A 20,276-nucleotide genomic window follows, 5' to 3' on the forward strand; every position below is an offset into this window, starting at 1 on the left:
GTCCGCTACTGCGGAACGTTGGGGCTTGTGTACACGTTCTCCCGCATATACAGACTGTCCCACAACGCAGACGGGTCCAGCGGGATCACGGGCGCCTCGAAGGAGAAGCCCGATGACCACGTACAGCGCCTCAATCGACCCCGCCCTCGCCCCATCGCCGAAGGATGGCCCGCGCGACTTCCTGTACGTCGGCGACGCTCACGAGTGGCTCGCAGAGCACGGCATGGACGCCCACCCGAGCGGGAAGACGCTGGGCCGCCGCATCTACCGGGGCAACGAGCTGTCCGGCTGGGCGGAAATCACGATTGCGAACGGTAAGGTGACCGTCGCTCCCATTGCTGATCCCTACGAGGCCGATCCTGAGCCCGGTCACACCATCACGTTCGACGACGCCAAGCCCTGCCGCATCCAGGACGGCACCTCGCGGACCCACAGCGACCTCGGGGTCATCGTCTCGGCCGATACGGGCAAGACGTACCGCTTCTGGGCCTCGCCGTCTCACGAGCGCGTCACGACGGCATGGGTGCGCCGCGGCGTCCACTATGGCGTGGTGCTCCACGACGATCGCGGTCACCGGGTGCGTGACGGGGCCTGCGAGAACCTGAAGGCCGCTATCGAGCCGCTCTTCAAGGCGCGGGTGCGTGCCCTGGCGATGTCGCTGTGATCGCCGACGTCCTCCACGCCAGCGTCCTCCTGGGCGCCCTCGCCGCGGCCTCATGGTCGCTCGCTGACTCCCTCTCGGAGCTGTTCGCATGACGGCCCTCGCAGCCCCCTCGCCGGCCCCCAAGGCCCCGCAGTCGACCCGCTACCTCAAGACGTGCTGCGACGAGTGCGGCTGGACCGCTCGGGTCACCCGCAAGCACCTGGAGGGCCGCTCGCTGCGGTGCCCCGATGAGTATTGCGACGGGCGCCTGGAGCAGGTCCGATGACCTCGCGGCTCGTGCCTCCGGAGTGCCTCAAGGACTGGGCGCTCATCATTCGCTGCGTCCATAGCACGGGCGAGGACCAGAAGGCCTGCATGGCCGAGCTGGAGAAGCGCGGCCTATGGCTCAACACGGACCAGAGGGCCCACGCAGGCCTCCCCGTCCCCGACCCGTGACCCGGTGTGACGAAAAAGACTCGCTAGGTCAGCGTTAGGGGCTTGTTAACCGCGCGGACTCTAGCGACAAACCGCGGGCACCCGTAGGGCGCTCGCAGGGTGTGGAAACCCGGACTTCACATAGGCAGCTTGAGGCCCACAGGGCCCGCGCTGAAAGGGGATAGCGCTTGGCGGCGCGTCCAATCTGGCTTTCGAGCCGGGGGCGGCGTGTCATGTCCAGGGCTTTGCTTAAAAACCGTCGACCAGTCTGTGAAGCTGGTTTCCACCCCCCGGCGACAAGGCCCCGTCGCGCCATCGGGCCTCATCGGGTGTTGCACATTCGTCCCATCGGTCCCGACTGAGGATATTTCCTACATCGCGGAACGAAAGTAGAACACGGGGAACGGGTGAGTCGCGCTCGGATCGTGCAGGGAAAAGACGGTCGTGGTGGACAGTGATGCGTTGGGAGAGGTCGGTCGGGCGCTGCGCGTGGCGCTGGATGATGGATACGCGGAGGCCATGGGAGACGGCATGTTCGTGCTGTTCCAGGAGGTCGACGGCGAGGCGCAGAGCCTCGTTCTGAGCGAGGAGGACCTCAGGCGGATGCTGGGCATGTGCTAGGACGAGACGGCAGGAAACAGAGAGGGCTCGGTAGGGGGATGACCTGCCGGGCCCTTTCTCTTGCCGGCGGGCCGCGATATGCTGACGGCCATGACGCCAGCCCAGAGACACATCGCAGACGAGCGCCTCCAGGCCGCTATTGGTAGCTGGGTTGGCGGCATCTCCGCGGCCATCGCCTTCTTCGGTGCCTGGGTGTACTGCATGTACACGTATGGCTTCCTCCTCGGCTTCGGCTTCGGCTGGGTGCCGTCCGCCATCCTCGCGCTCTTTGCGTATGCGGTCGGCAGGATCATGTGGCCGCTCATGCTCGTGCTCGTCGTCGGTTGCGCGTTCATCGCGTTCGGCGACGCAATCCGCTGACGTGCGTACCTGACACTCGAAAAAAGACCCCCAGCTCCGCGAAGGAACTGAGGGTCGGTAGGGTCAGAAGGAGCGTTCGCCGCGCCAGATGTAGGGGACGTGACGGACGAGCAGGTCACGCAGGTCCTGGAGGGCCCGCGGGAAGCCGAAGCGCAGCGCGTCGCCCAGGAAGCCGAGAAGGAGCACGGGGCTCCCTAGGGTGAGTGCCCCGGCGAGCTTCAATCGGCGTGACAGGAGCGGCCAGGAGGCCACCAGACGCGACTTCAGGCTCGGGCGGGCCTTGGGGACGAACAGGCGCCGCAGGCCCCGGAAGACGTCGTTGAGGGCATCGTCGAGGGCGTCGAGGTAGTTGTAGGCCCCGAGGCCCTCGTCGTACCAGCGCTCGCCCAGGAGCACGACGGCCCAGAGCGCGACCGAGGCGCCGAAGAGGCCCACGAGGAAGCCGAGGACCAGGAGGGTCGCCAGGAGCGGCGGCACGAAGATGACCGCGAGCACGGCCGCGAGGGCCGCGAGAATGAGCTTGCCGGTGAGGGACATTCAGGGAGCTTTCTGTGCTTGGAAGCCGTCCACGACGGCCTGGGTGTAGGCGGCAAGGCGCCTCAGGTCTGGATGGGATCGCACCCACTGGCCCGTGTAGGCCTGGAAGTGCTTGCGGAAGAAGGCGTCGAGCTGGCGATGGCCCGTCGAGACCTTGAGGTCGACGAGCTGGGCCTCCTCGTCGAAGCGGTGGTCGCTGACGAGGGAGACGTCGAGGAACTCGTAGGCGTAGGCCCAGACGGCCAGCCGGATGCGGCGACGGCGCTCAACCTCGATCGGGGAGCCCCAGGCCGCCTCGATCATCGCTGGTCGGGACGTCCGGCCACGAAGGGCTCATAGGTCGTCACGGTGGTTTGCTTGACTAGCCCCGAGTTGGAGCAGGCGCGGCAGTCGGAGAAGATCACGTCGTACTCGCCCCGATGATAACTCGTGTACTCGTGGTGGGACTGGTGCCCAATGCCCTTACAGCTCGGGCATACGATCACGTCTATCCTGGTCATTGGATCGGAGCCTGGCCGGTCGAGCGGCGGGACTGCGGGAAGCCCTCCTCCTGCTCGATCTCCGTCTGGAGCATCGCGAGGGCCCGCCAGGCGAGCCGGGCCGTGTGGCGCACCCCGCGACCGTCGAGGCGCCCACGGTCGACCAGGTGGCGCATGATCTTGTTGGCGTGGTCGGTCGACTTGTCCCGCGCCCAGTGCATGGGTTGGCCGGGATTGTGCTGGTCGTTGCCGATCTTCGAGACCTTCGCGATCTCGGCGAGCGCGTTGGGAAAGTAGTCGAGCAGGCCGTCCGCCATCGGGTACTCGCCGCGCTTGGCGTCGTCGTCCGGAAGCGAGAGGACTGAAAGGTCGACCGCGGGCGGCTCTTCGCTCTTCTCGTTGCCGAGGTCGGCCAGCGGAACCCCGTCGAGCGCCGCGGCCGTGAGGGCGTTACGGCTCTTGGCGTAGCCGTCCAGGCCCTTGGAGCGCTGGTGAGACCAGTAGTTGTCGGAGAGCATTAGCCCATTACCTTGATGAGATGTTTGATGAGGCGCTCGGCCTGCTCGGGGCCGATGACGTTGTTGTGGAACGTGCCGTCCTCGGCGAGCTGCGAAAGAGCGAAGATACCTTCGCCCATGTCGACGACGGTAAGGGTATCGAAGCCGTCCTCGTCGAACATCTCGACGGACTGGGTCGTGTTCAATTCGGGCATATCAGTGTCTCCAGGGCGCAAAGCGCAGTTCATCACTTCCGAAAGCAGCCATCATCGGCCGCCCGGACACTTCAAGTCTGGTCACGTGTTCAGGTCTAAGGCCGCGATTGCTAATGCGGCATGGCTTCGATTTACGGCGAGTCGCGGTACGGAGCAATACCGACGCCCGACACACCGCGAGGCCAAAGCACAACATATAGGGGTGTTTAGCCCCATACAGCGCCATAGCTGGTGCGTCGGTTTTTGTTCGAGGGCCGTTATCTGGGAGCGACTCGCCTCGCTTCGCCGAAGTCGTCGTACAGCTAGATGTCGGTCAGCTATGCAGGGCCCGCAGCTTCACGGCGTCCCGCTCGAACGCCTCGGCGTCCTCCAGGATGTTCTGGGCGGTGAGCGCGTAGAGGGTCTTGCGGCCCCCGTTCGGCCACGCGACGTCGAAGGGGCGCCCCGACTGGAGCACCCCCGTAGCAATCGAGCGCAGCTCCTGGGCCTGGGCGTCCAGGTGGTCGGCAGGCTGGGTCATTCGGGAAGCCCCCCGGTCTCGACCCACTCGGCCCATGCGAAGTCCGAGAGGTTGCGGGTGAGGACGGCCGGGTGCTTGGGGCACTCCGAGCGGAACGAAACGTCCCACGAGTTTGCGCCACAGCGGGCGCAGTCGGCGTCACCTCCGAAGATGTTGCCGGCAGCGATCCAGTCGTGGGGGTGCTTGGGGTGCGGTGCGGTCATTGTAAGCTCGGATTGAAGAGGAGGAGCGCGGCCAGCTCCAGCACCACGAAGAGCAGTACGTTGAGGAGGGCGTCGATCATGCCTCGGGACTCCAGAGGATCGGGCGGCGGTGCGTGCCGTCCCAGTCGGTGTGGCGAAGGATGCGGGCGAGCCGGGCGTTGAGGAGCGCGAGGTCCTCGGGGGTCTCCACGCCGGCCTTGTCGAGCGCCTCGGGCTTCTTGCGGCATCCGGCGCGATAGGCCTCCAGGATGTTCTCCCAGGGGTCTCCGGCCTTCGCGAGGACCTTGGCGGCACTCACCGGGCCCATGCCGGGACATCCAAAGTAGCCGTCCGTCGTGTCGCCCATGAGGGTCTGGAGGCGCCAGAAGTGGTCGGCGCTCTCCGGCGTGGTCTCGACGAGCTTGTCCTGACGCCAGATTTCGGCGTTGGGCAGCGTCTGCATGTCCTTGTCTTCGGACACGATGACCCGGCGGGTCCCTGAGGGGCGCGTCGCCAGGATGCCGATGTAGTCGTCGCCCTCCAAGCAGGCCTCGGAGACGACGCGGTACTTGCCGGCGTCCCGCAGGCTGTCGATGACGGCCCAGTAGGCGGGAGGCTTCAGCGAGGCGCGGCCGGCCTTGTACTGGGGCCACACCTCCTTGCGGAAGTTGGCCTCGCCCGAGAAGACAAGGATGGCCTCGTCGGCGTAGAGCTTGGTGACGTAGCCCTCGACGGACTGCGTGAACTTGGCGAGCGCCTCGTCCTCGCTGGCGGACTGCGTGTGGACCTTCTGGCCCGCCTGGTTGGTCCAGACGTGGTCTCGGCGCACGACGCAGCAATCGCGGTACAGGACGAAGTCCGCGTCGATCAGGAGTTGGGTGGTCATGTCGTGCCTACGGGTTCACCGCGGCGCGAAACGGCACCGGGGCGGTTGTGGGATGATGAAGGGAGGCATGGGGGTCGCGACCGGGATCGCGTGGAGCATGAGGCACGCAGCCACCGCTCTATACAGATTGTGGCAGAGCGCCCGGATGGGCAAGTCGCTACTCATCCGCCGTACTCGACCTCGACGCGGCCATGAAGCTGCGTGAGCGGGTAGATGAACCGCTTGACGGTGCCGTCCGTGTGGGACTGCTTGATGCAGAGGCACCCGTCGCTCCACCAGAGCTGGAGGGTCGTGACGGTGAGGCCGCAGGGCCCCAGCCCGAGGGTGAACTCGGCCGGAAGGTGGCGCGTGCTGCCGCCTTCGGTGAGCCAGGAGGCGGGCACGCGAATACGGGTGATCCTCACCGCTTGCGCTCCACGATCTCGGTGGTGACGCGGGCGATCTCGGCCCAGCCCTTGGGCTCCTCGCGCTGCTGCTCGGCGAACGCTCGGGCGCACTCGGTCGGGTTGGTGCCCTCCAGGCGCTCGAAGGTCTTCCGGCCGCCCTGGTAGCGGACCTCGTAGGCGACCTTCGGGCCGCGGTTGTTACCGAGGAGCACTGGCGCCTCCTGGGCAAGGGTTGGAGTTGGCGGCACGTAGGCGGTCACGCTCGGCGATCCGGGCGCGGCGGTCGGCCATGGCGATGCGCGAGGCGGCGTAGATGTCGTCGTTGTCGCGGATCAGCTCGCCGGGATACGCGGGCGCCGGGACCTGCTCGATCTCGCAGGCCACCGGTACGGCGACCTTGGCGATCACGGGAGCCGGCGGCGCGGCGTTGAGCTGCGGGAGCGGCGCCTTGGCGGGGGCGCAGGCGATGGCGAGCGCGGGCGTCACGAAGACGAAGCCGCGGATGGCCCAGTAGCGGGCGAGCTGACCGATCAACGTCGGACCGTCAGCCACGAGCGCAATGAGGCGCCGGGGATTAGCGGACATTCTGAAGCTCCTGGATGATGAGGGTCCGGGCGGCCTCGCAGCGATCGGCGGGCGCCACGGTGGGCTGGCGGACCAGCTCGGCGGCGCGGGCCTCGTGGACCTTGGCGCCGTCGTCGGCGGCCACGATCGAGCGGACGTAGCGGGCCCGGTCGGCGGACCGCTGGGCCTGGATGGCGTCGATGGAGGCGGTCTGCTCCGAGATGATGCCGTCGCGGGCCTTGAGGGCCTCGCCGCGCTCGTTGGCTGCGGTCACGACCGTCGCGAAGGCGTTGTCGGCTCGGGCCATCGAGTCCCGCAGGACCTTGACGGTGCCTTGGGTCTCGTGGAGCCGATGGGTCTGCACGGCCCCGAAGGCGCCCGCAGCGAGCGCGAAGGCGCCCAGGCCGCCCGACAGGTAGCCGAGCAGCTTCGTTGTGATGAAGGGAAACATCGTCAGTCCTTGAGAGGATGATGGAAGCCGAGCGGCTCGGGCAGGCGGAAGAGCTGGCGCCCTGAGGGGTCCAGGAGGCCGGTGGCGACAGGGTCGCGAGGGCCGTCGACGGTCAGGTCCGGGAGGTGCGTCTCCGGGGCCTTGTGGTGGTCGTCAGGGTCCACGGACGGCACCCAGCCGCACCGCGGGAGGGTGACGTAGCGGGACATGATTACCTCGTGAGGAAGTCGAGCAGGATCAGGGGGTCGGCGGCGATGTGCCGGCCGCAGCGCTCAGCGTCGTGCTGGAGCTGGAAGGGCCCGGAGGTCAGCCGCGGCGTGCCGTCGACGAGGATGCGGTAGCTCCAGGCGCCATCGGGGCGCCGGAAGGTCTCAGACGAGGCTGTCGGCATCGGCTCCCGTGAAAGCCTCGTGGACCGAGAAGACCGGCGGCAGGATCGAGGGCTCGATCTGGGTCTCAATCCGCAGGATGGCGATGCGGCCCGACGAGCCGCCGCGGGGCGCGGTGGGCACGTAGTCAGCCACGGTCCCGAGCGAGCCGTCGCGGAGCTGGTTGCAGTATTGGACGCGAACGACCGGCGGCGTGATGAGGTCGGACGGCGACTCCCTATCGGTCCACTCGCGGCCCTCGGCCGTGTAGCTGGCGAAGCTCTCGCGCCCGTCCGGCAGGGTGACGAGCACGCCGAGCGGGTAGTCGCCGCCGAGCTGGTCGGAGACGATGCGGGCGCGGAGGCCCGACCTGGTCTGGTAGTTGGTGTTGGGGTCGAGCACGGTTGCCTCCTTAGGCGTCAGTCGTCGGGTTCGGATTTGCGGGTGAGCCACACGCCAGCACCGCCGGCCGCCAAGACCAGGCCCATGCCCGTCCCGAAGTCGGTGGAGCTGAAGGCCTGCTGGAGGGCCACGGTGTGCCAGATGGACAGGCCGACCTGCGTCAGGGCCCCGAGGAGCCAGTAGACGCGGGCGGGCGTGTAGGTCCTGCCGTCCTTGGCGGTCAGGAGGTGCTTGAAGGCACCCCCGAACCGGCGCACGGCGGCGAACATCAGGCCGCGGCGCGGATGAGGTTGAAGCCGGGCACGGTCGGGATCGAGGTGCGAATGGACTCGATGATCTTCGCCTGCTCGACGACGACCGCGGGGCCTTCGAGGGTGTCCTCGATCGTGATGCCTGCGGCGCCCAGGGCGGCCTCGACGCGCTTGACGTAGTCGACGACCGTCACGGTGTCGCGGGCCTGGTCGATGCGCTCGTCCTTGTAGGCGTCGATCGCGGCGCCGAGGTCGCCCAGCTCGTCCATGTGGGTGTCGACGACCTGGTTGAGGACCTCGCGCTCCACCATGAAGGCGTCCAGGGCCTGGTCGGCAACCTGGAGGGCCTGCGAGAGCAGCGCGGCCGACTGGCGGTAGTTGTCGCGGTTCGAGCGGACGAAGCGGAGCTGGTCGGCCAGGTTGGCGGCCTCATAGCGGGACGAGGCCAGCTCGGCGCGGAGGTTGGCGATCGTGCGGAAGGGATTGGAGAAACGGAACTTCATGGGATGACTTCCTTCGGTGTCTCCGGGATGCCCAGGAGAGCGAGGCCGGCGGCGGTGATGCGCCACGCACGGCCCCATGATTGCTGGTCGTGCCGGACGGTCAGGAGACCGAGGCACGCAGCGATTGCGACCTCGTCGGCATGAGCGCGGACGAAGTCGGAGCGGGTTAGAAAGGGCTGCTCCCACGCCCTGCGGAGGACGGGGAGCAGCTCGGGGTGGTCGTCAGTGACACTCGGCCCAGTTGGCGCCGGCTTTGACTTCGACGTCGGTGGGGCATTTCCAGGTAGCGAACGGAGAGCCCGCCTGACGGCCAGTCTCGATGAGAATGGCAGAGACTTTCTCCTCCAGGCCGTCGCGGACGGCGACCTGCAACTCGTCGTGTATCCAACCGAGGAGCACGACGTCGGCGTCTGGGTCCCAGTCGCCATGCAGGCCCTCGCTCAGCTTCAAGCCGGCATCGACCAGGGCCTTCTCGGCCATGGTGATCCAGCTCTTGCAGATGACGGCGCCTGCCGATTGCAGGAGGGTGTTGAGAGCAGCGTGTTCGCTGCGGATCGGGAGCTTTCGCCCGTCGAGGCCCTTCAGGTAGCCCTTCTTCGAGGCCGCCTTGACGACCTTGAGGAGCTTCTTGAGGGCCGGGAAGGACTTCAGGAACCGGGCGGTGAGCAGCTCGCCCTTGTAGATGTGGCAGAGCTGGGTCCCGTTGGGCACAGGCTGGCGGCGGCGACGGAAGCGCTCCTGGATGGCTTTGAGGGCAATCCGGTGCTCCGGGGATGCCAGCCACTCCTTCCGCTCCTCGGCGGTGACGCCTGGGATCGAGCCGAGCTTCTCCGGCCCCGCTCCGTAGAGGAAGGCGTAGATGAAGGTCTTGGCGACGTTGCGGTAGCGCTTGTGCTCGGGGTGGTTCTCCTCGTCCCGAACAGTGTCCGGGTGGAGCCCGAAGAGGGCCTTGGCGTTCTCCCAGTGGATGTCGCCGAACAGGACCGTCTTGATGTACGCGCCGCCGTCGAAGGTGGCGAGGAACGAGCCGAGGCAGCGAAGCTCCAGCCCGGACTGGTCGGCTCCTAGTTGGCGCCAACCGATCGGGACATGGAACAGACTTCGACAGTCCCATCCATATTCCGCACCCACACTCGGGACCTGCCCGACGTTCGGGGAGGAGTGAGTCGCGCGGCCCGTGAGAGCGCCGTTGCTATTGTAGCGTCCATGTATCTTCCCTTTCTTCGTGACGAGCTTGAGCCAGGCCTGGTTGCCCTCACCGAGCTGTCCGATCCTCTTCTGGATCAGGAAGTATTCGGCGAGGAGCTTGGCTTCTGGATACGGGAGTGCTTGGAGGACCTCGTCATCCACCTTGGCCGAACCGCCATCGGTGAACTCCTTGGGCTCCCAGCCGTATTTCTTGGTGAGGCGGTCCGCGATGTGATCTCGGGACGCCGGGTTGAACTCGATGGTCTCCCACCGCTCAACAGGGACGCCGGCCTTGTAGCCTTTGGCCTTGTTGTCGCGCTTGGGGATGAAGTCTTCGAGCTGGACCTCCCAGGCCGGGAAGGCCTCGGCGAGTGCCGTCGACAGCTCCTGGCGGCGCTGGCAGAGGCGGGCGTACAGCTCCTGGGCGGCGGCCACGTTGAGCGGCCACCCGTTGCGCTCCATGCGGCACACGAGGGCCTGGCAGGCCATCTCCAGGGCCACGGCGAGGGGCTCGATGCCCTCGTCCATGAGGTGGCGATACAGGGCCACGTTCACGCGGCTGTCCTGGATCATGTAGGCGTGCATCGCCTCGTTCCAGGCCTCCCACGGGTCGAGCCCCTGGGCCTTCATCTCCTTGGAGTAGTCGCCCTTCCGCTCGGCCCCGAGGCGGTAGCCCCAGGCCTCCAGCGAGTGCGCCCCGACGAACTGGCCGGGGAACTCCTTCGGAGCCTCGGACATGTACGGGTACGCCTGGGCGGCGTAGAGCGCCGGCAGGTCGGCCTCGTGGCCGTAGCAGGCGATCAGCTCGTCGCGGTCGGCCTCAGAGCGCGAGACCTTGTCGGCCTCCTGGGCGTCCCAGGCGTCGAGCTTCGCCTTAAAGGCCTTCCACGCCTTGGCGAGCGGGAAGTCTGACTGCTTGATGTCGGAATAGACCACACGCGCCAGCGGCAGGGTGTCGACGATCTCGCAGGTCGGCGAGGGCTTGATGCCCGCGTAGAGCTTGGCGAGGACCGGGATGTCGTACCCGATGATGTTGTGGCCGATGAGGAGCGTCGCTCGGGTGTACAGCTCCAGGAACTTGCCGATCTCGTGAGGCCGGAAGTCGTGGATTTCGTCCGTGTCGATGTCGTAGGCGACGGCACAGTGTACGCGGGAGACCTCGGCCAGGAGGCCGTTCGTCTCCAAGTCGAAGACGTAGCGACCCCGAGACTTGGGGCGCGGTGGTAATTTCATGGAGGTCCTGGGGCGTCTCGCTGGACGCCGTGGTAGTTAGAAGGTGACGAGGTCTGGAGCGTCGGGATCGAACAACTTCCAGCCGGGATACTTGGCGCTCAGCCGATCGAAGCGGCGAAGGCTGCGGTCCCGCTGGGCGTCGTCGTCGGCCCGCAGGAGCGTGAAGGTCTGGGTGGCCTGGTCGGCCAGGTACTCGTCGGTGCGGATGACCTCGGAGCCGTCGAAGCCGATGCGGCAGATGCCAAAGTCGAGCCGCGGCAGGATCGTCTCGGGGCCCGAGCGGAGCCCGATGAGCTGGAAGGGCTGGTCGCCGATCTGGAGGTCTATGACCCCCACGCACTCGGCGGTGGCCCAGGACTCGTAGCCGCCCATCACGGACAGGAGGACGCCGAAGCGAGCCGCGAGGGCACGGAAGGTGTCGAGGTCCGGCACGTTGGGCGCGAAGATGTCGAGGTCCTTGACCTCTCGGCCGTTGTCGAGGTCGCGGAGGGCGCCGCCTGCGATGAGGGCGCCAGGGAACACCTCGCGGACGGCCGCAAGGGTGGCCGCATAGGCGGCAGGGATGAGCATGGGAGAGCCTTGAGTGTTAGAGAGGCAGCACGGCCGCCCGCAGGTCCCCGCCCTCGCCGCGGCGCTCGAAGCGGACCGCGCGGGCCTTGGGGAACAGCTCGGCCGCGGCGCGGCGCCACTGGGACAGGAGAAGCGGGCGGCCGACCCAGCCGACGAGGTGCAGCATGGCGCCGCCCTCCTCCTCCACGACCGCGATCATACGATCGTACTGGGTGGAGCCTTTGGTGAGCACGCGGACGAGATGGGCTGAGCCCGAGAGAGGTGACGCCGCAAGGCGCACGTCTCCCAGGTCCGCCTCACGGAGGACGAGGGTGTCGGTCATGGGGACCTCAGATTTGGAGGGTGTCGGCCTCGGGGCTGGCGACGTACGCCGCGAAGCCCTTGGTCTGGGTCTTCTCGGCCGCGGCGTCGTAGCCCTCGGGGAACTCGGTCTCGACGAGCTGGCCGGTGTCCTGGAGGAACCGGAGGCACATGGTGTTGCCGTTCGCGCGGCCGGTGTAGCGGTCCTTCACGCAGCGGAACGTCGAGTAGTTACGCATCGCCGGGTCTGGGTGCTGCGTGTTCCGCTCCAGCCCGAAGGCGTAGTGCGGCCAGGCGCCCATCGCTCGGGAGCCCTTGAAGTGCTTGAGGGAGACGTGGCCGCCCTCCTCGTGGCTCTTCCCGTCCGGCGTGGCGAGGTGGCAGAGCAGGATGATGTTGATGCCTAGCTCCTGGCAGAGCAGCGCCATCTCCTTGATGATGCCCTCGACCGACGCGCGCTCGTTGGTCTCGTCGATCAGCGCGGTCATGTTGTCGAGGTAGACGATGCGGACCCCTTCGGCGACGACGAGGTAGCGTATCTTCTCCTTCACCTCGTCCCACTGGGTCGACGCGAAGTTGCCGCCGAAGATGAGGTTCGGCGAGGCCTCCAGGTCATCTAGGGCCCGGTCCAGCTCGTCTTGTGTATAGCCCCCCTCCTCCATCGGGATGTGGAAGGGCTTGCCGGCCTTCTTGCCCGCGAGGCGCTTGAGGGTCTCGACGGGTGGCTGCTCCAGGTAGATGACCGCGGTCATCACGCCGAGGACGAGCGCATCGTAGGAGATGGACTGGGTGGTCCAGTCGGTCTTCCCGATCGAGTTGCCGGCGCCGAGGACGTACAGCTCGCCCGGCCGGCGCCCGAAGGTCCAGCGGGTCAGCGTGGGGCTCCACCAGGGCAGGCCCATCACGACGGGGCGCCGGGCCTCGTCGATCAGGTCGCGGACCCGGAAGATGCCCTCGGGGCGGTAGGGCTCGGCGTTGAAGAAGGCGTTGGTGATGGCCTTGGCGTCGCCGGCCATGAGCGCCTCGCGGGCGTCTTTGTGGCCTGCGACCTCGCCGACGAACGCCTTGCCGGGCGGCAGGAGCGCGGCGGCTCGCTGGGCCCACTCGCGGCCCGTCTTGTCACCGTCGAAGACCAGGACGATCTTCTCGAAGCCGGAGAGCCACTCGTAGTGGTCCCGGATCGTCTCCTCGGCCGCCTTGGCGCCGTTGGGGAGCGACACGCACGGGTACTTGCCCGCGGTGACCTGGTAGTAGGCGGCGCAGTCGCCCTCCCCTTCCCAGATGGTGAGCGAGCGGCGATCGGTGCCGAGCGGCCATTTGTGCTGGAGGTAGAGCGGCGGCTTGGCGCTCCCCTTGGCGTGCGGAAACCGGAAGGTCTTCCCGTCCTCGGCGCCCTCGGGGAGCTTGTAGCGGACCTTCTGGCCCCAGAGGGTGCCATCGGCCAGCCGGTACTCGAAGGAGATGCACGGCTTGCGGGGGTAGTCCACGTCGAGGTGCGTGACGCTCATGGGGACCAGGGAGATGCCGAGGGCCCGGCGGACGCTGGTGGCGATGCCGTAGGCCTTGGTGACCTCCTCGCCGCCGAGGGTGCCCTCGTAGGGCTCAAAAGGTTCGATGGTGTGGGTCCTGGGTGTCGCCTGCCGCGGGGGCCGGCCGTCGTCGTCTGGGAACTCGTTGTGCCCGCAGCCGTGGCAATGGCCTCGGCCGGATGCGTAGCGGGCCAGGTTGTCCCTGGAGCCGCACTTGGGGCAGGACTCGTGGCCCACGAAGGCGCTCTCGTCGCGTTCGCTGGTCATGGTGGTTCTCGGTGGTGTTGGGTGGGTCGAGGCCGTGGCAGGTTCGCGCGTTCCTGGCCTGCTCGGCACGTCTAGTTCGCCGCCTCCGCTACAGTGGGCGGAGGGAGTGTTCCGAGCCTCGGGAGGCCTCAGCGGTGAAAGGGAGAAAGCCCGCTGGGGCCACCGGAGGTCCGCTATTGGCGTTCGATGGGGGACGCCTTATTCAACGTGCGCACACGACTGGAGCAGGCTCTTGAACGACATCGATAAGGACGCGGCTGACTTTGTGGCCTCGCTTGGAAGTCAGCCGGACTCCAGCGCGGCGGCTCCGAGCTACGAGCAAGTCTCTAAGAGGCTGCTAGAGAAATACAGCTTCCTGGTTCATATGATCCAAGCAACAAGCCGCGCTCTCGGCGAGAGGTTCGGTCCAAATAGCATGGCACTCCTCGTCGAGGACCGAAGCTACTATGACAATCTAAACGCGCCGCTACTCAACTACAAACTGGAGATGTACCTCAACGGAAATCCTGTTGGAGTCGTTCCCGTCATGTTTGAGGATGAGACTGTCACAATTGGCCATCATAGATTGTTCAGCCACGACGAGACCAATCAGAAGCTGGCGTTCCAGCAAGAGATTGCGAACCACTATAGATGATAAAAACGGGGGCCGACCAGGGTGTGATCGACCCCCGTGGGGATCAGCGGCGCTCGACGCCGAAGAGCTGCTCGCCTTGGAAGCGAACGCGGTAGGACCCCGAGACGTGCTCGTGGGTCGTGGTCCCGTCAGCGGCGGCGAAGGCCTCAGCGGCTGCGACGAGGTTCTCCACCGCGGCGTCGAGGGCCTCGGGGGTGCCCAGCTTGGGCTTGGGTGCCGCGGCCATCAGGCGTGAGCCGCGTAGGTGTACACGGTGTAGCGACGCCGGCTGACCGGGTGCCGCTTGGCGACCGCGCCGATCTCGTAGCCCGCGTCACGCAGCTCGGTGATGCGACGGGTCAGTGAGCCCGAGTTGATGTCGAGGTCCAGGAGGGCCTCGCGGGGCGATGCGGAGCCTTTGGCCTGGAGGTAGTCGAGGACCTCGCGGGCGCGGGGCGTCAGGTAGGTGGTCTTCTGGGTCATCGGGGTTCCTTCAGAGCTTGCGGGGGCCGAGGCGCATCAGCTCGGCGAGACGGGTGGCGCGGTTGCCGACCTGCTTGGCCCAGCGGGAGGCCAGCATGTTGTCGGCGGCGTCGCCGTAGTGGCCCTCCTGGATGTACCGGAGGGTGTTGCGGAACGAGGTGAGCCCGTTGCCGCCGTTCCCGATCCCCATGTTGAAGCACATGTTGACGAGCACGCGCTGGCGGACCGGGTCGAGCTTGCGCCACCAGGGCAGCACGCGGTCGAGGTCCTTGATCGAGCGGTCGATGTCGTTGTCCAGGAGCGCCTGGGACTGGGCCTTGGTGATGCCCTTGGCGATGCAGGAGGCCTTCGTGATCTTGAGGGCCTCGGTCTCGGCCTTGGTGATGCCGACGTCGTCGAGGTTGCGGCCGACGCCGATCGACAGCTTGCCGGCGGTGCAGCGATAGACGCGGAGCTTCTCGCCCTCGTCGCGCGTCAGCTCGGCGCGGAGCACCTCGCGGTTCAAATCGTCCATGGGGGTTCCTTCGGGGTCAGGCGCTGGCCGCGGCGATGGCGGCGTGTCGTGCGGGGTCGTCAGGCTCATCGACCCAGGCTTGGGGGATGACCTTGTCGGCGAATGGAATGGAGAGCTTGGCGCACCAGGCGCCGTAGGTGGTCTTCGAGCCCTTGCGGATCGGAGAGGCCGACCGGGAGAAGACGAAGCGGATGTCGAGCGCGGGATGCTGCTTGCGGAGCAACTCGTGCTTCTTGCGGTCGTCGCTGTCGAAGAGGCCCTTGGTCTCAACGATCACGCCGTTCGGGAGGATGAAGTCGGGGGTGTACTTGTGGCGGCTGGCGGGCTTCTCGTAGCCCAGCCGGACCTCCTCGTAGCGATAGGGGACCCCGCGCTTGGCGAGGTCCTCCATCGTCTTGTCTTCGAGGCCTGAGCGGCCGTGGACCCGGACCTTAGATGTCCAGGCCGCCGGCATCGTCCTGCTCGTCGCCGCTGTCGTCACCATCGGCGCCGATATTCAGCTCGTCACCCGCCGAGCTGTCGTCGGCCACGTAGCCGCCCTCGCCCTGGTAGGCGCCGAAGCTGGCCTTCCGGCCGCCCTCGACGAGCTTGATGATCTGCACGCCGGTCAGCGTGAACGAGATGCCCTCGTTGCCCGACATGTCGTACGGCGACAGGAAGCCCTGCACGAGCGCCACGGTGCCGCCGCGGGGCGTCACCTTGCTCGGGTCGATCTCCTTGCCGGCGGCGTCGAAGAGGGCCGGCGGGCGCTTGCTCTTGCTCTTCAGCACGAGCTTGCCGGTGGCGATCTTCTTCGGCTTCTTGGCGCCGGCCGGGGCGTTCGGGTCCTTCACCATCTCCTTCTTGAGCGGCAGGTTGATCTCGGCCGGGTCGAGGTCGAAGGACTTGGCCGCGGCGGCGAGGATGCGCTTGGCCTCCTTCATCGCGGCGGAATTGGGATCGTCGACGCCGTCCGCGGTGTACACGTCGTACTTCTCATCGGGCTCGACGAGGTTCGGGAACGAGAGCGTGAAGGGACCAAAGGTCGCGTCGATCGTGGGTCGTTTTGCCATGACGGCGTAGGGTATTCCGTAGGGTGCGGGTGACTGCCGGATGGGACAGTCCGCAATTGTGGAGAAAAAAGAACCGGGAGCCGTCGAGAAGGACGGCCCCCGGTGGGAGATTGTGGGCACTGGCCGGAGTGGTTGTGCATACGGTGGGATTAATGCCGCGATCGGCGACTGTCCTCATATGCGTACCATCTAGGCAAAGGCATACGGCGACGTGAGGATGTGGCTCAGGTCCAGGGTGCCCTTGGCGGGGATCGCCGGGAGCTTTTCCTGGCCCTCCTCGGACAGAACGCTCCGCGCGTAGCGGTCCAGCTCCACGAACGGGTCGTACGTCTCATAGAGGTTCACGAAGGCCTCGCGGATGATGCGGAAGAACCGGCCGGTGTTGCCGGCGTGCGTGGCGAAGCTGTCGTGGATGAGCTGGAACGAGCCGATGCCCTCGGAGACCGCAAAGACGACCGTCCGGGTAAGATGCGCCGCGTCGAGGCTGTGGATGACGTTCGGCGAGATGGCCGAGCGCGCCTTCTTCTTGTCGATGCGCTTGGTGGGCGCCTCGCGGATCAGGACCTTCACCTCGGTCATCACGTTGCCGTCCGCGTCGACCTTGTCGTGGCCCGTGGCGGCCTGGATGCCCCTAGCGTAGAGCCAGAGGCTGACCTGCTTCGTCGTGTACTCGTTGTACCGCTGGACGACCGGGAGGCCCGTGGGGGTCCGCCAGATGACCGGAAGGCTCTCATGGGCCAGGGTCGCCGCGACCTGCTGGAACCAGTTGGCCGCCTCGTCGGCCTTGGGGGCCACGGTGACGATCGCGGCGTAGACGGTGTTCGCCAAGACCTGGGCGCAGGTAAAGCCGCCGTCGAGGGCCGTGGTCTCCTCGCCGGTCTCCTTGTTCTTGCGGACGGTCTGCATGGCGTACGGGTGCGCCTCACGCTCCCCGAGGGCCACCTCGTCGGCCAAGGGGCGCATGAGGTCCGACATGTGCTGGTCGCGCATCCCGAACTTTCCCGACCCGTAGAAGTAGGTCATCACGTTCCGCTTGGTCTCGCCGCGGCCGAAGCCGTTGGTGAGCACCAGGCCCGCGGCCACGCCGATGTCGTCATCCCGCAGGGTCAGGGCCTGGAGCATCGGCGTCGCGTTGTCGGCGGTCACCTGGTAGATGTCGCCGGGGGTCTCGCGGGGCAGGAGGTTGACGTGGTAGCCCTCGTCGGCCGCGCGGGTCATCGCCGAGTAGTGCTGGAGGCCCGAGCAGGAGCCGTCGAGCGCCACGCCCACGCAGCCCTCGAAGGACTCGTCGTAGCCCGTCGCGGCGAACTCGGCCCACTCGAAGCAGGCCTGGAGGAAGCAGAAGGGCGAGTCGGCCTGGGCCCACTGGTCGAAGGTGCCCTGAGGGTCCGCGGCGATCCCGAGGATCATCTCCTCGTTCTCGTCCACCCAGGCGCAGCGCTCGTCGAAGCTAGCCTTGCTGCACTTCCGGCCCGACGTGGTCTTGAAGTCTCCGCAGTTGGCGAGATGGATCGCGAGCCACCGGCCACCCTCGGCGCCGTGCGGGTGCGTGTCGGCGAAGCGGAAGAGCGCCTTGATGTGGTCGGAGCGCTGCGGGTTGAAGTGCGGCACCGCGTAGACCCGGCCGCGGAAGTCGAGCGAGTGCGGCAGGTAGAAGCGATCGACGTCCAGGAGGCGCTCGGCCTCGCCCAGGTCGGTCTCCAGGACCACGAGGTTCGTCTGGGCCGCGGTGCGGATGTTGATGATGGACCGACGCTTGCGGGACATCGCTACCCGAGCCTCGGGGCTGAGCTGATCCCACTCTTCCTGGCCCATCTTCTCCGGCTTGGCGATCGGGTCGGCGACCGCGAAGGTCTTGCTGGGCGACTTGTTCTCCGAGCGGACCCACCGCATCACGTCGAAGACGCGGCGGTCGATCGCGAAGGGTGTCTCCTGGATGGCGTTGATGCCCAGGAGCAGCTCCGACATCGAGCCGTCCTTGATGGCGTCGCGGACGAGCTGCTGGTGCTCGCGGTTGAACGTGCGGATGAGCGGGACGGTCTTCGAGACCCGGTGCTCCAGGTAGGCGCCGCTGTCGAAGCGGGTCCACGGGCGCGGCGTCACGATCATCGGCTTCAGGATGGGCTGCATCCACGCGACCTGGGCCGCCATGTCCGCGAGGGTCTCGAGGGCCTCCTCGGAGAGCTTCACGACCGGGGTGGTGCCGCGGTGGTCGTGGACCATGCCGCGCTCGAAGATGGTCGGCAGGCTCGTGAGGGTCAGGTTGAGGAGCGTGGAGCCAACGAGGACCTGGGTCCGGCGGGACCACTCCAGGCCGACGCCGAGGTCGTCCGCGAGGGCCTTGTGGCGCTTGGCGGTGACGCGCTCGTTGCTCTCGCCCTCGACCATCGCCAGGAACCGCTTGGCGGCCTTGGGGTCGGTCTCCTCGATCATCTGGGCCTCGATCTCGACCTGGACGGCCTTGCCGATCGCCTCCGAGGTGGTCGACAGGGCCTCGCCCTTCGCGACGGTGTGGAAGGTGCGCGACAGGGCCGCGAGGGCCAGCTTGTCGGCGGCGACCTCCTTGAGGGGCGCGAGGGCGGCGGCGGGGCGGCCCTTCTTCGCCTTGGCTTCGTCGACCCAGCGACCGATCGCGGCGGTGAGGATCGGCAGGGCGTCGGCGCTCATCTTCCGGACGTCCGCGCGGCGCTCGAAGCCCTCGGCGCGGGCCTTGAGGTCCTCGCGGTTGTAGTAGCGGTTCGCGCCGTCTTCGAGGCCGGCCAGCTCCAGGTTGCGCTGGGCCTGGATGATCGTGTCGGGGTGATACATGGCGGGTCCTTCTGGCGGTGTCTGCGCGGACCGACCGTCCGCATATGAGTACTTTCTAGGCACAGCGAGACTCGGCGTCAATCCGGGAGGGTGGGATTAAATGGCTGGGGGCGAGCGGTCGCCGCGACGAAAAACGGTCCCCCACCGAGGCTCGGCAGAGGACCGCTTGAGGGGTCAGGCCCCGAGGGGCAGAAAATGGCGAAAGTCTGCGTCTGCGGACTGTCTCAGACGGCGATTGTCTGCAATTGCGGACACAAGCACCTAAATCTGGCGCGTCTACCAGTTCCGCCACGCCCGCAAGTCGGACACCGCCGGTCGGCGGGCTCTATACCGCGGGCGCGGCCGGAGCAAGCGCCGTGAACGGGCAACTCCGCGCGCGGCGGGACGTTGACCCTGAAAGGAGAAAGCCGATGGCCACCAACCCCGTCAGCCCGCCCGACGTGCCGCAGCCGACCTCGCCGGGCACGCCCGACGCGCCGCCGCCCGAGATCAACCCGCCGGGCCCCGACATCGACGTCCCCGCCCCCGGCGCGCCCGCCGGCGACCCGGCCCCGGCCAATCCCAGCATCTGAGCGAGACCGACATGACCGAGCGAGAGATCGACCCTATTCCGAACCGCGACGACGAGCGCCCCGACATCCAGCAGGCGGTCGAGGCGCGCAGCGACGCCGTGGCGCGCGGCGAGGGCGGCAAGGAGCCGGCGCGCTTCACCGACACCGGCGAGTTCGACGGCAACAGCGGCACCGGCGGCGAGGTGAAGAACCAGGAATATAACCAGCAGTGAGGCGCGGCTGAGCCGGCCGGCGCGCGTGCCTCGGCCGGTTCACCGGAACCGCGCGGTCGCGACGAGTCGGCGCCAGCTGTCCAGGTCGCGCGCATAGTAATGGATCGCGGGCGCCTCGTAGCTCATCCAGTACAGCCTCTTGCCGCGGATCGCCGCGACCGCCTCGCCGTGCCGCTCGACCTCCTCGTCCTGCCGCGTGAAGGTGTAGCGGAAGCGGACCGCGCGCTCGCCGTCGATCAGCGCCGGGTCGGCCGAGTCGATCGTCATCAGCGAGGCGCCCAGCGCGATGCGATAGCTCTTCTCGACGAGATCGGGCACGTCGGTGAGCAGCATGGTCGTGGCGAAATGCGGCAACGGCTGATCGTGCTTCGACACCTCGCGGAACAGCGGCCGACCGCTCTCGATCGCGCCACAGAAGGTGACCGCGTTGAGCCCCTCGCCGTCGAGCGTCCAGCGGTCACACCGCGGGCCGGGGCGCCGGCCGAGCTCGTTCCACTCGCGATCCGGTGTCACCGTCAGCGTGCCATGCGCCACCGCGCGGGGGCGACCGGCATCGATCAGGCGATCGCCCGCGCGAGCGGGCGTGGCGGTGGCGACGAGCAGCAGCGCGCAGGCGCCGAGAGAGCGATCCATCG

Annotated in this window: 32 protein-coding genes; 6 read left to right on the top strand and 26 right to left on the bottom strand. The window is 67.5% G+C overall.

Annotation, left to right across the window (positions count from 1 at the left end; translation table 11 throughout):
• The first annotated feature begins 112 nt into the window (after positions 1-112).
• The 3 genes from FHY05_RS08100 to FHY05_RS08110 all read left to right on the top strand — a co-directional run bounded on the left by FHY05_RS08100 (position 113) and on the right by FHY05_RS08110 (position 2,059).
• Positions 113-664 (top strand): hypothetical protein, encoded by a 552-nt coding sequence (locus FHY05_RS08100; RefSeq protein WP_183943860.1) that lies wholly within the window; start codon positions 113-115, stop codon positions 662-664.
• 858 nt (positions 665-1,522) lie between these two features.
• Positions 1,523-1,699, top strand: a complete 177-nt coding sequence (locus tag FHY05_RS08105; protein ID WP_183943861.1) for a hypothetical protein — start codon at positions 1,523-1,525, stop codon at positions 1,697-1,699.
• A 90-nt stretch (positions 1,700-1,789) separates the two neighbouring features.
• On the top strand, positions 1,790-2,059 hold the full coding sequence (locus tag FHY05_RS08110; RefSeq protein ID WP_183943862.1) for a hypothetical protein: 270 nt from the start codon (positions 1,790-1,792) through the stop codon (positions 2,057-2,059).
• A 63-nt stretch (positions 2,060-2,122) separates the two neighbouring features.
• Here the strand turns inward: FHY05_RS08110 and FHY05_RS08115 are convergent, their stop codons facing one another.
• From FHY05_RS08115 to FHY05_RS08205, 19 genes are all read right to left on the bottom strand, one after another.
• Positions 2,123-2,596: a hypothetical protein gene (locus FHY05_RS08115; RefSeq protein ID WP_183943863.1), complete on the bottom strand. Its 474-nt coding sequence runs from the start codon at positions 2,594-2,596 to the stop codon at positions 2,123-2,125.
• Complete coding sequence (locus tag FHY05_RS08120; RefSeq protein ID WP_183943864.1) at positions 2,597-2,899, bottom strand: DNA ligase LigA-related protein; 303 nt, start codon at positions 2,897-2,899, stop codon at positions 2,597-2,599. It abuts the gene before it with no gap.
• A 193-nt stretch (positions 2,900-3,092) separates the two neighbouring features.
• Positions 3,093-3,593, bottom strand: a complete 501-nt coding sequence (locus FHY05_RS08125) for a dATP/dGTP diphosphohydrolase domain-containing protein (RefSeq protein ID WP_183943865.1) — start codon at positions 3,591-3,593, stop codon at positions 3,093-3,095.
• Entirely contained in the window at positions 3,593-3,787 is a 195-nt protein-coding gene (locus FHY05_RS08130; protein ID WP_183943866.1) for a hypothetical protein, read from the bottom strand. The genes FHY05_RS08125 and FHY05_RS08130 overlap by 1 nt, the downstream gene beginning before the upstream one ends.
• A 313-nt stretch (positions 3,788-4,100) precedes the next feature.
• Positions 4,101-4,307: a hypothetical protein gene (locus tag FHY05_RS08135; protein ID WP_183943867.1), complete on the bottom strand. Its 207-nt coding sequence runs from the start codon at positions 4,305-4,307 to the stop codon at positions 4,101-4,103.
• Between the two features lie 279 nt (positions 4,308-4,586).
• The gene (locus tag FHY05_RS08140; RefSeq protein WP_183943868.1) at positions 4,587-5,375 is read right to left on the bottom strand and encodes a hypothetical protein; all 789 of its coding nucleotides are present in this window, start codon (positions 5,373-5,375) and stop codon (positions 4,587-4,589) included.
• Positions 5,376-5,536: 161 nt separating this feature from the next.
• Positions 5,537-5,779, bottom strand: a complete 243-nt coding sequence (locus FHY05_RS08145; RefSeq protein WP_183943869.1) for a hypothetical protein — start codon at positions 5,777-5,779, stop codon at positions 5,537-5,539.
• A complete protein-coding gene (locus FHY05_RS08150) occupies positions 5,776-5,973 on the bottom strand; it encodes a hypothetical protein (RefSeq protein ID WP_183943870.1) in 198 nt (65 codons plus the stop codon). The genes FHY05_RS08145 and FHY05_RS08150 overlap by 4 nt, the downstream gene beginning before the upstream one ends.
• Positions 5,960-6,313, bottom strand: coding sequence for a hypothetical protein (locus tag FHY05_RS08155; RefSeq protein WP_183943871.1), 354 nt, complete (start codon positions 6,311-6,313; stop codon positions 5,960-5,962). Before FHY05_RS08155 ends, FHY05_RS08150 begins: the two co-directional genes overlap by 14 nt.
• 22 nt (positions 6,314-6,335) lie before the next feature.
• Complete coding sequence (locus tag FHY05_RS08160) at positions 6,336-6,776, bottom strand: hypothetical protein (RefSeq protein WP_183943872.1); 441 nt, start codon at positions 6,774-6,776, stop codon at positions 6,336-6,338.
• A 2-nt stretch (positions 6,777-6,778) separates the two neighbouring features.
• The gene (locus tag FHY05_RS08165; protein WP_183943873.1) at positions 6,779-6,985 is read right to left on the bottom strand and encodes a hypothetical protein; all 207 of its coding nucleotides are present in this window, start codon (positions 6,983-6,985) and stop codon (positions 6,779-6,781) included.
• 2 nt (positions 6,986-6,987) lie between these two features.
• Entirely contained in the window at positions 6,988-7,167 is a 180-nt protein-coding gene (locus FHY05_RS08170) for a hypothetical protein (protein ID WP_183943874.1), read from the bottom strand.
• The gene (locus FHY05_RS08175) at positions 7,148-7,546 is read right to left on the bottom strand and encodes a hypothetical protein (protein WP_183943875.1); all 399 of its coding nucleotides are present in this window, start codon (positions 7,544-7,546) and stop codon (positions 7,148-7,150) included. The genes FHY05_RS08170 and FHY05_RS08175 overlap by 20 nt, the downstream gene beginning before the upstream one ends.
• A gap of 17 nt (positions 7,547-7,563) precedes the next feature.
• Complete coding sequence (locus FHY05_RS08180; RefSeq protein ID WP_183943876.1) at positions 7,564-7,815, bottom strand: amino acid ABC transporter substrate-binding protein; 252 nt, start codon at positions 7,813-7,815, stop codon at positions 7,564-7,566.
• The gene (locus FHY05_RS08185) at positions 7,815-8,300 is read right to left on the bottom strand and encodes a hypothetical protein (RefSeq protein WP_183943877.1); all 486 of its coding nucleotides are present in this window, start codon (positions 8,298-8,300) and stop codon (positions 7,815-7,817) included. The genes FHY05_RS08180 and FHY05_RS08185 overlap by 1 nt, the downstream gene beginning before the upstream one ends.
• 222 nt (positions 8,301-8,522) lie before the next feature.
• Positions 8,523-10,673, bottom strand: a complete 2,151-nt coding sequence (locus FHY05_RS08190; RefSeq protein WP_183943878.1) for a DNA polymerase — start codon at positions 10,671-10,673, stop codon at positions 8,523-8,525.
• 84 nt (positions 10,674-10,757) lie between these two features.
• Positions 10,758-11,291 (bottom strand): hypothetical protein, encoded by a 534-nt coding sequence (locus tag FHY05_RS08195; RefSeq protein ID WP_183943879.1) that lies wholly within the window; start codon positions 11,289-11,291, stop codon positions 10,758-10,760.
• Between the two features lie 16 nt (positions 11,292-11,307).
• Positions 11,308-11,613 (bottom strand): hypothetical protein, encoded by a 306-nt coding sequence (locus FHY05_RS08200; protein WP_183943880.1) that lies wholly within the window; start codon positions 11,611-11,613, stop codon positions 11,308-11,310.
• Between the two features lie 7 nt (positions 11,614-11,620).
• Positions 11,621-13,387 carry a DnaB-like helicase C-terminal domain-containing protein gene (locus FHY05_RS08205; protein ID WP_183943881.1) on the bottom strand — a complete coding sequence of 589 codons (1,767 nt, stop codon included), beginning with the start codon at positions 13,385-13,387 and terminating at the stop codon, positions 11,621-11,623.
• A 232-nt stretch (positions 13,388-13,619) separates the two neighbouring features.
• On the opposite strand from FHY05_RS08205, the gene FHY05_RS08210 reads away from it, so the two are divergent.
• A complete protein-coding gene (locus FHY05_RS08210; protein WP_183943882.1) occupies positions 13,620-14,021 on the top strand; it encodes a hypothetical protein in 402 nt (133 codons plus the stop codon).
• A gap of 43 nt (positions 14,022-14,064) precedes the next feature.
• On the opposite strand, the gene FHY05_RS08215 is transcribed toward FHY05_RS08210, so the two are convergent.
• From FHY05_RS08215 to FHY05_RS08240, 6 genes are all read right to left on the bottom strand, one after another.
• Positions 14,065-14,247: a hypothetical protein gene (locus FHY05_RS08215; RefSeq protein ID WP_183943883.1), complete on the bottom strand. Its 183-nt coding sequence runs from the start codon at positions 14,245-14,247 to the stop codon at positions 14,065-14,067.
• A complete protein-coding gene (locus FHY05_RS08220) occupies positions 14,247-14,483 on the bottom strand; it encodes a helix-turn-helix domain-containing protein (protein ID WP_183943884.1) in 237 nt (78 codons plus the stop codon). The genes FHY05_RS08215 and FHY05_RS08220 overlap by 1 nt, the downstream gene beginning before the upstream one ends.
• 10 nt (positions 14,484-14,493) lie before the next feature.
• Positions 14,494-14,997, bottom strand: coding sequence for a glycoside hydrolase family protein (locus FHY05_RS08225; RefSeq protein ID WP_183943885.1), 504 nt, complete (start codon positions 14,995-14,997; stop codon positions 14,494-14,496).
• Positions 14,998-15,013: 16 nt separating this feature from the next.
• Positions 15,014-15,481, bottom strand: a complete 468-nt coding sequence (locus FHY05_RS08230; protein WP_311732408.1) for a hypothetical protein — start codon at positions 15,479-15,481, stop codon at positions 15,014-15,016.
• Entirely contained in the window at positions 15,429-16,049 is a 621-nt protein-coding gene (locus tag FHY05_RS08235; RefSeq protein WP_183943887.1) for an ssDNA-binding protein, read from the bottom strand. Before FHY05_RS08235 ends, FHY05_RS08230 begins: the two co-directional genes overlap by 53 nt.
• A 189-nt stretch (positions 16,050-16,238) precedes the next feature.
• Positions 16,239-18,857: a DNA-directed RNA polymerase gene (locus FHY05_RS08240; protein WP_183943888.1), complete on the bottom strand. Its 2,619-nt coding sequence runs from the start codon at positions 18,855-18,857 to the stop codon at positions 16,239-16,241.
• 410 nt (positions 18,858-19,267) lie between these two features.
• On the opposite strand from FHY05_RS08240, the gene FHY05_RS08245 reads away from it, so the two are divergent.
• Both FHY05_RS08245 and FHY05_RS08250 read left to right on the top strand, forming a co-directional pair.
• Positions 19,268-19,429: a hypothetical protein gene (locus tag FHY05_RS08245; RefSeq protein ID WP_165927005.1), complete on the top strand. Its 162-nt coding sequence runs from the start codon at positions 19,268-19,270 to the stop codon at positions 19,427-19,429.
• A gap of 11 nt (positions 19,430-19,440) precedes the next feature.
• Complete coding sequence (locus tag FHY05_RS08250; RefSeq protein ID WP_183920670.1) at positions 19,441-19,641, top strand: hypothetical protein; 201 nt, start codon at positions 19,441-19,443, stop codon at positions 19,639-19,641.
• 39 nt (positions 19,642-19,680) lie between these two features.
• On the opposite strand, the gene FHY05_RS08255 is transcribed toward FHY05_RS08250, so the two are convergent.
• Positions 19,681-20,274, bottom strand: coding sequence for a hypothetical protein (locus tag FHY05_RS08255; RefSeq protein ID WP_183943889.1), 594 nt, complete (start codon positions 20,272-20,274; stop codon positions 19,681-19,683).
• Between the last annotated feature and the right edge of the window lie 2 nt (positions 20,275-20,276).

It is taken from the genome of Sphingomonas sp. BK580 (assembly GCF_014194975.1).
GTDB lineage: Bacteria > Pseudomonadota > Alphaproteobacteria > Sphingomonadales > Sphingomonadaceae > Sphingomonas.

Excerpts from the sequence above, each read along its gene's own strand:
- FHY05_RS08100 (WP_183943860.1), top strand. The coding sequence starts at position 113 with ATGACCACGTACAGCGCCTCAATCGACCCCGCCCTCGCCCCATCGCCG.
- FHY05_RS08110 (WP_183943862.1), top strand. The coding sequence starts at position 1,790 with ATGACGCCAGCCCAGAGACACATCGCAGACGAGCGCCTCCAGGCCGCT.
- FHY05_RS08115 (WP_183943863.1), bottom strand. The coding sequence starts at position 2,596 with ATGTCCCTCACCGGCAAGCTCATTCTCGCGGCCCTCGCGGCCGTGCTC.
- FHY05_RS08120 (WP_183943864.1), bottom strand. The coding sequence starts at position 2,899 with ATGATCGAGGCGGCCTGGGGCTCCCCGATCGAGGTTGAGCGCCGTCGC.
- FHY05_RS08125 (WP_183943865.1), bottom strand. The coding sequence starts at position 3,593 with ATGCTCTCCGACAACTACTGGTCTCACCAGCGCTCCAAGGGCCTGGAC.
- FHY05_RS08130 (WP_183943866.1), bottom strand. The coding sequence starts at position 3,787 with ATGCCCGAATTGAACACGACCCAGTCCGTCGAGATGTTCGACGAGGAC.
- FHY05_RS08135 (WP_183943867.1), bottom strand. The coding sequence starts at position 4,307 with ATGACCCAGCCTGCCGACCACCTGGACGCCCAGGCCCAGGAGCTGCGC.
- FHY05_RS08140 (WP_183943868.1), bottom strand. The coding sequence starts at position 5,375 with ATGACCACCCAACTCCTGATCGACGCGGACTTCGTCCTGTACCGCGAT.
- FHY05_RS08160 (WP_183943872.1), bottom strand. The coding sequence starts at position 6,776 with ATGTTTCCCTTCATCACAACGAAGCTGCTCGGCTACCTGTCGGGCGGC.
- FHY05_RS08165 (WP_183943873.1), bottom strand. The coding sequence starts at position 6,985 with ATGTCCCGCTACGTCACCCTCCCGCGGTGCGGCTGGGTGCCGTCCGTG.
- FHY05_RS08170 (WP_183943874.1), bottom strand. The coding sequence starts at position 7,167 with ATGCCGACAGCCTCGTCTGAGACCTTCCGGCGCCCCGATGGCGCCTGG.
- FHY05_RS08180 (WP_183943876.1), bottom strand. The coding sequence starts at position 7,815 with ATGTTCGCCGCCGTGCGCCGGTTCGGGGGTGCCTTCAAGCACCTCCTG.
- FHY05_RS08185 (WP_183943877.1), bottom strand. The coding sequence starts at position 8,300 with ATGAAGTTCCGTTTCTCCAATCCCTTCCGCACGATCGCCAACCTCCGC.
- FHY05_RS08195 (WP_183943879.1), bottom strand. The coding sequence starts at position 11,291 with ATGCTCATCCCTGCCGCCTATGCGGCCACCCTTGCGGCCGTCCGCGAG.
- FHY05_RS08200 (WP_183943880.1), bottom strand. The coding sequence starts at position 11,613 with ATGACCGACACCCTCGTCCTCCGTGAGGCGGACCTGGGAGACGTGCGC.
- FHY05_RS08205 (WP_183943881.1), bottom strand. The coding sequence starts at position 13,387 with ATGACCAGCGAACGCGACGAGAGCGCCTTCGTGGGCCACGAGTCCTGC.
- FHY05_RS08215 (WP_183943883.1), bottom strand. The coding sequence starts at position 14,247 with ATGGCCGCGGCACCCAAGCCCAAGCTGGGCACCCCCGAGGCCCTCGAC.
- FHY05_RS08220 (WP_183943884.1), bottom strand. The coding sequence starts at position 14,483 with ATGACCCAGAAGACCACCTACCTGACGCCCCGCGCCCGCGAGGTCCTC.
- FHY05_RS08225 (WP_183943885.1), bottom strand. The coding sequence starts at position 14,997 with ATGGACGATTTGAACCGCGAGGTGCTCCGCGCCGAGCTGACGCGCGAC.
- FHY05_RS08230 (WP_311732408.1), bottom strand. The coding sequence starts at position 15,481 with ATGGTGACGACAGCGGCGACGAGCAGGACGATGCCGGCGGCCTGGACA.
- FHY05_RS08235 (WP_183943887.1), bottom strand. The coding sequence starts at position 16,049 with ATGGCAAAACGACCCACGATCGACGCGACCTTTGGTCCCTTCACGCTC.
- FHY05_RS08240 (WP_183943888.1), bottom strand. The coding sequence starts at position 18,857 with ATGTATCACCCCGACACGATCATCCAGGCCCAGCGCAACCTGGAGCTG.
- FHY05_RS08245 (WP_165927005.1), top strand. The coding sequence starts at position 19,268 with ATGGCCACCAACCCCGTCAGCCCGCCCGACGTGCCGCAGCCGACCTCG.
- FHY05_RS08250 (WP_183920670.1), top strand. The coding sequence starts at position 19,441 with ATGACCGAGCGAGAGATCGACCCTATTCCGAACCGCGACGACGAGCGC.
- FHY05_RS08255 (WP_183943889.1), bottom strand. The coding sequence starts at position 20,274 with ATGGATCGCTCTCTCGGCGCCTGCGCGCTGCTGCTCGTCGCCACCGCC.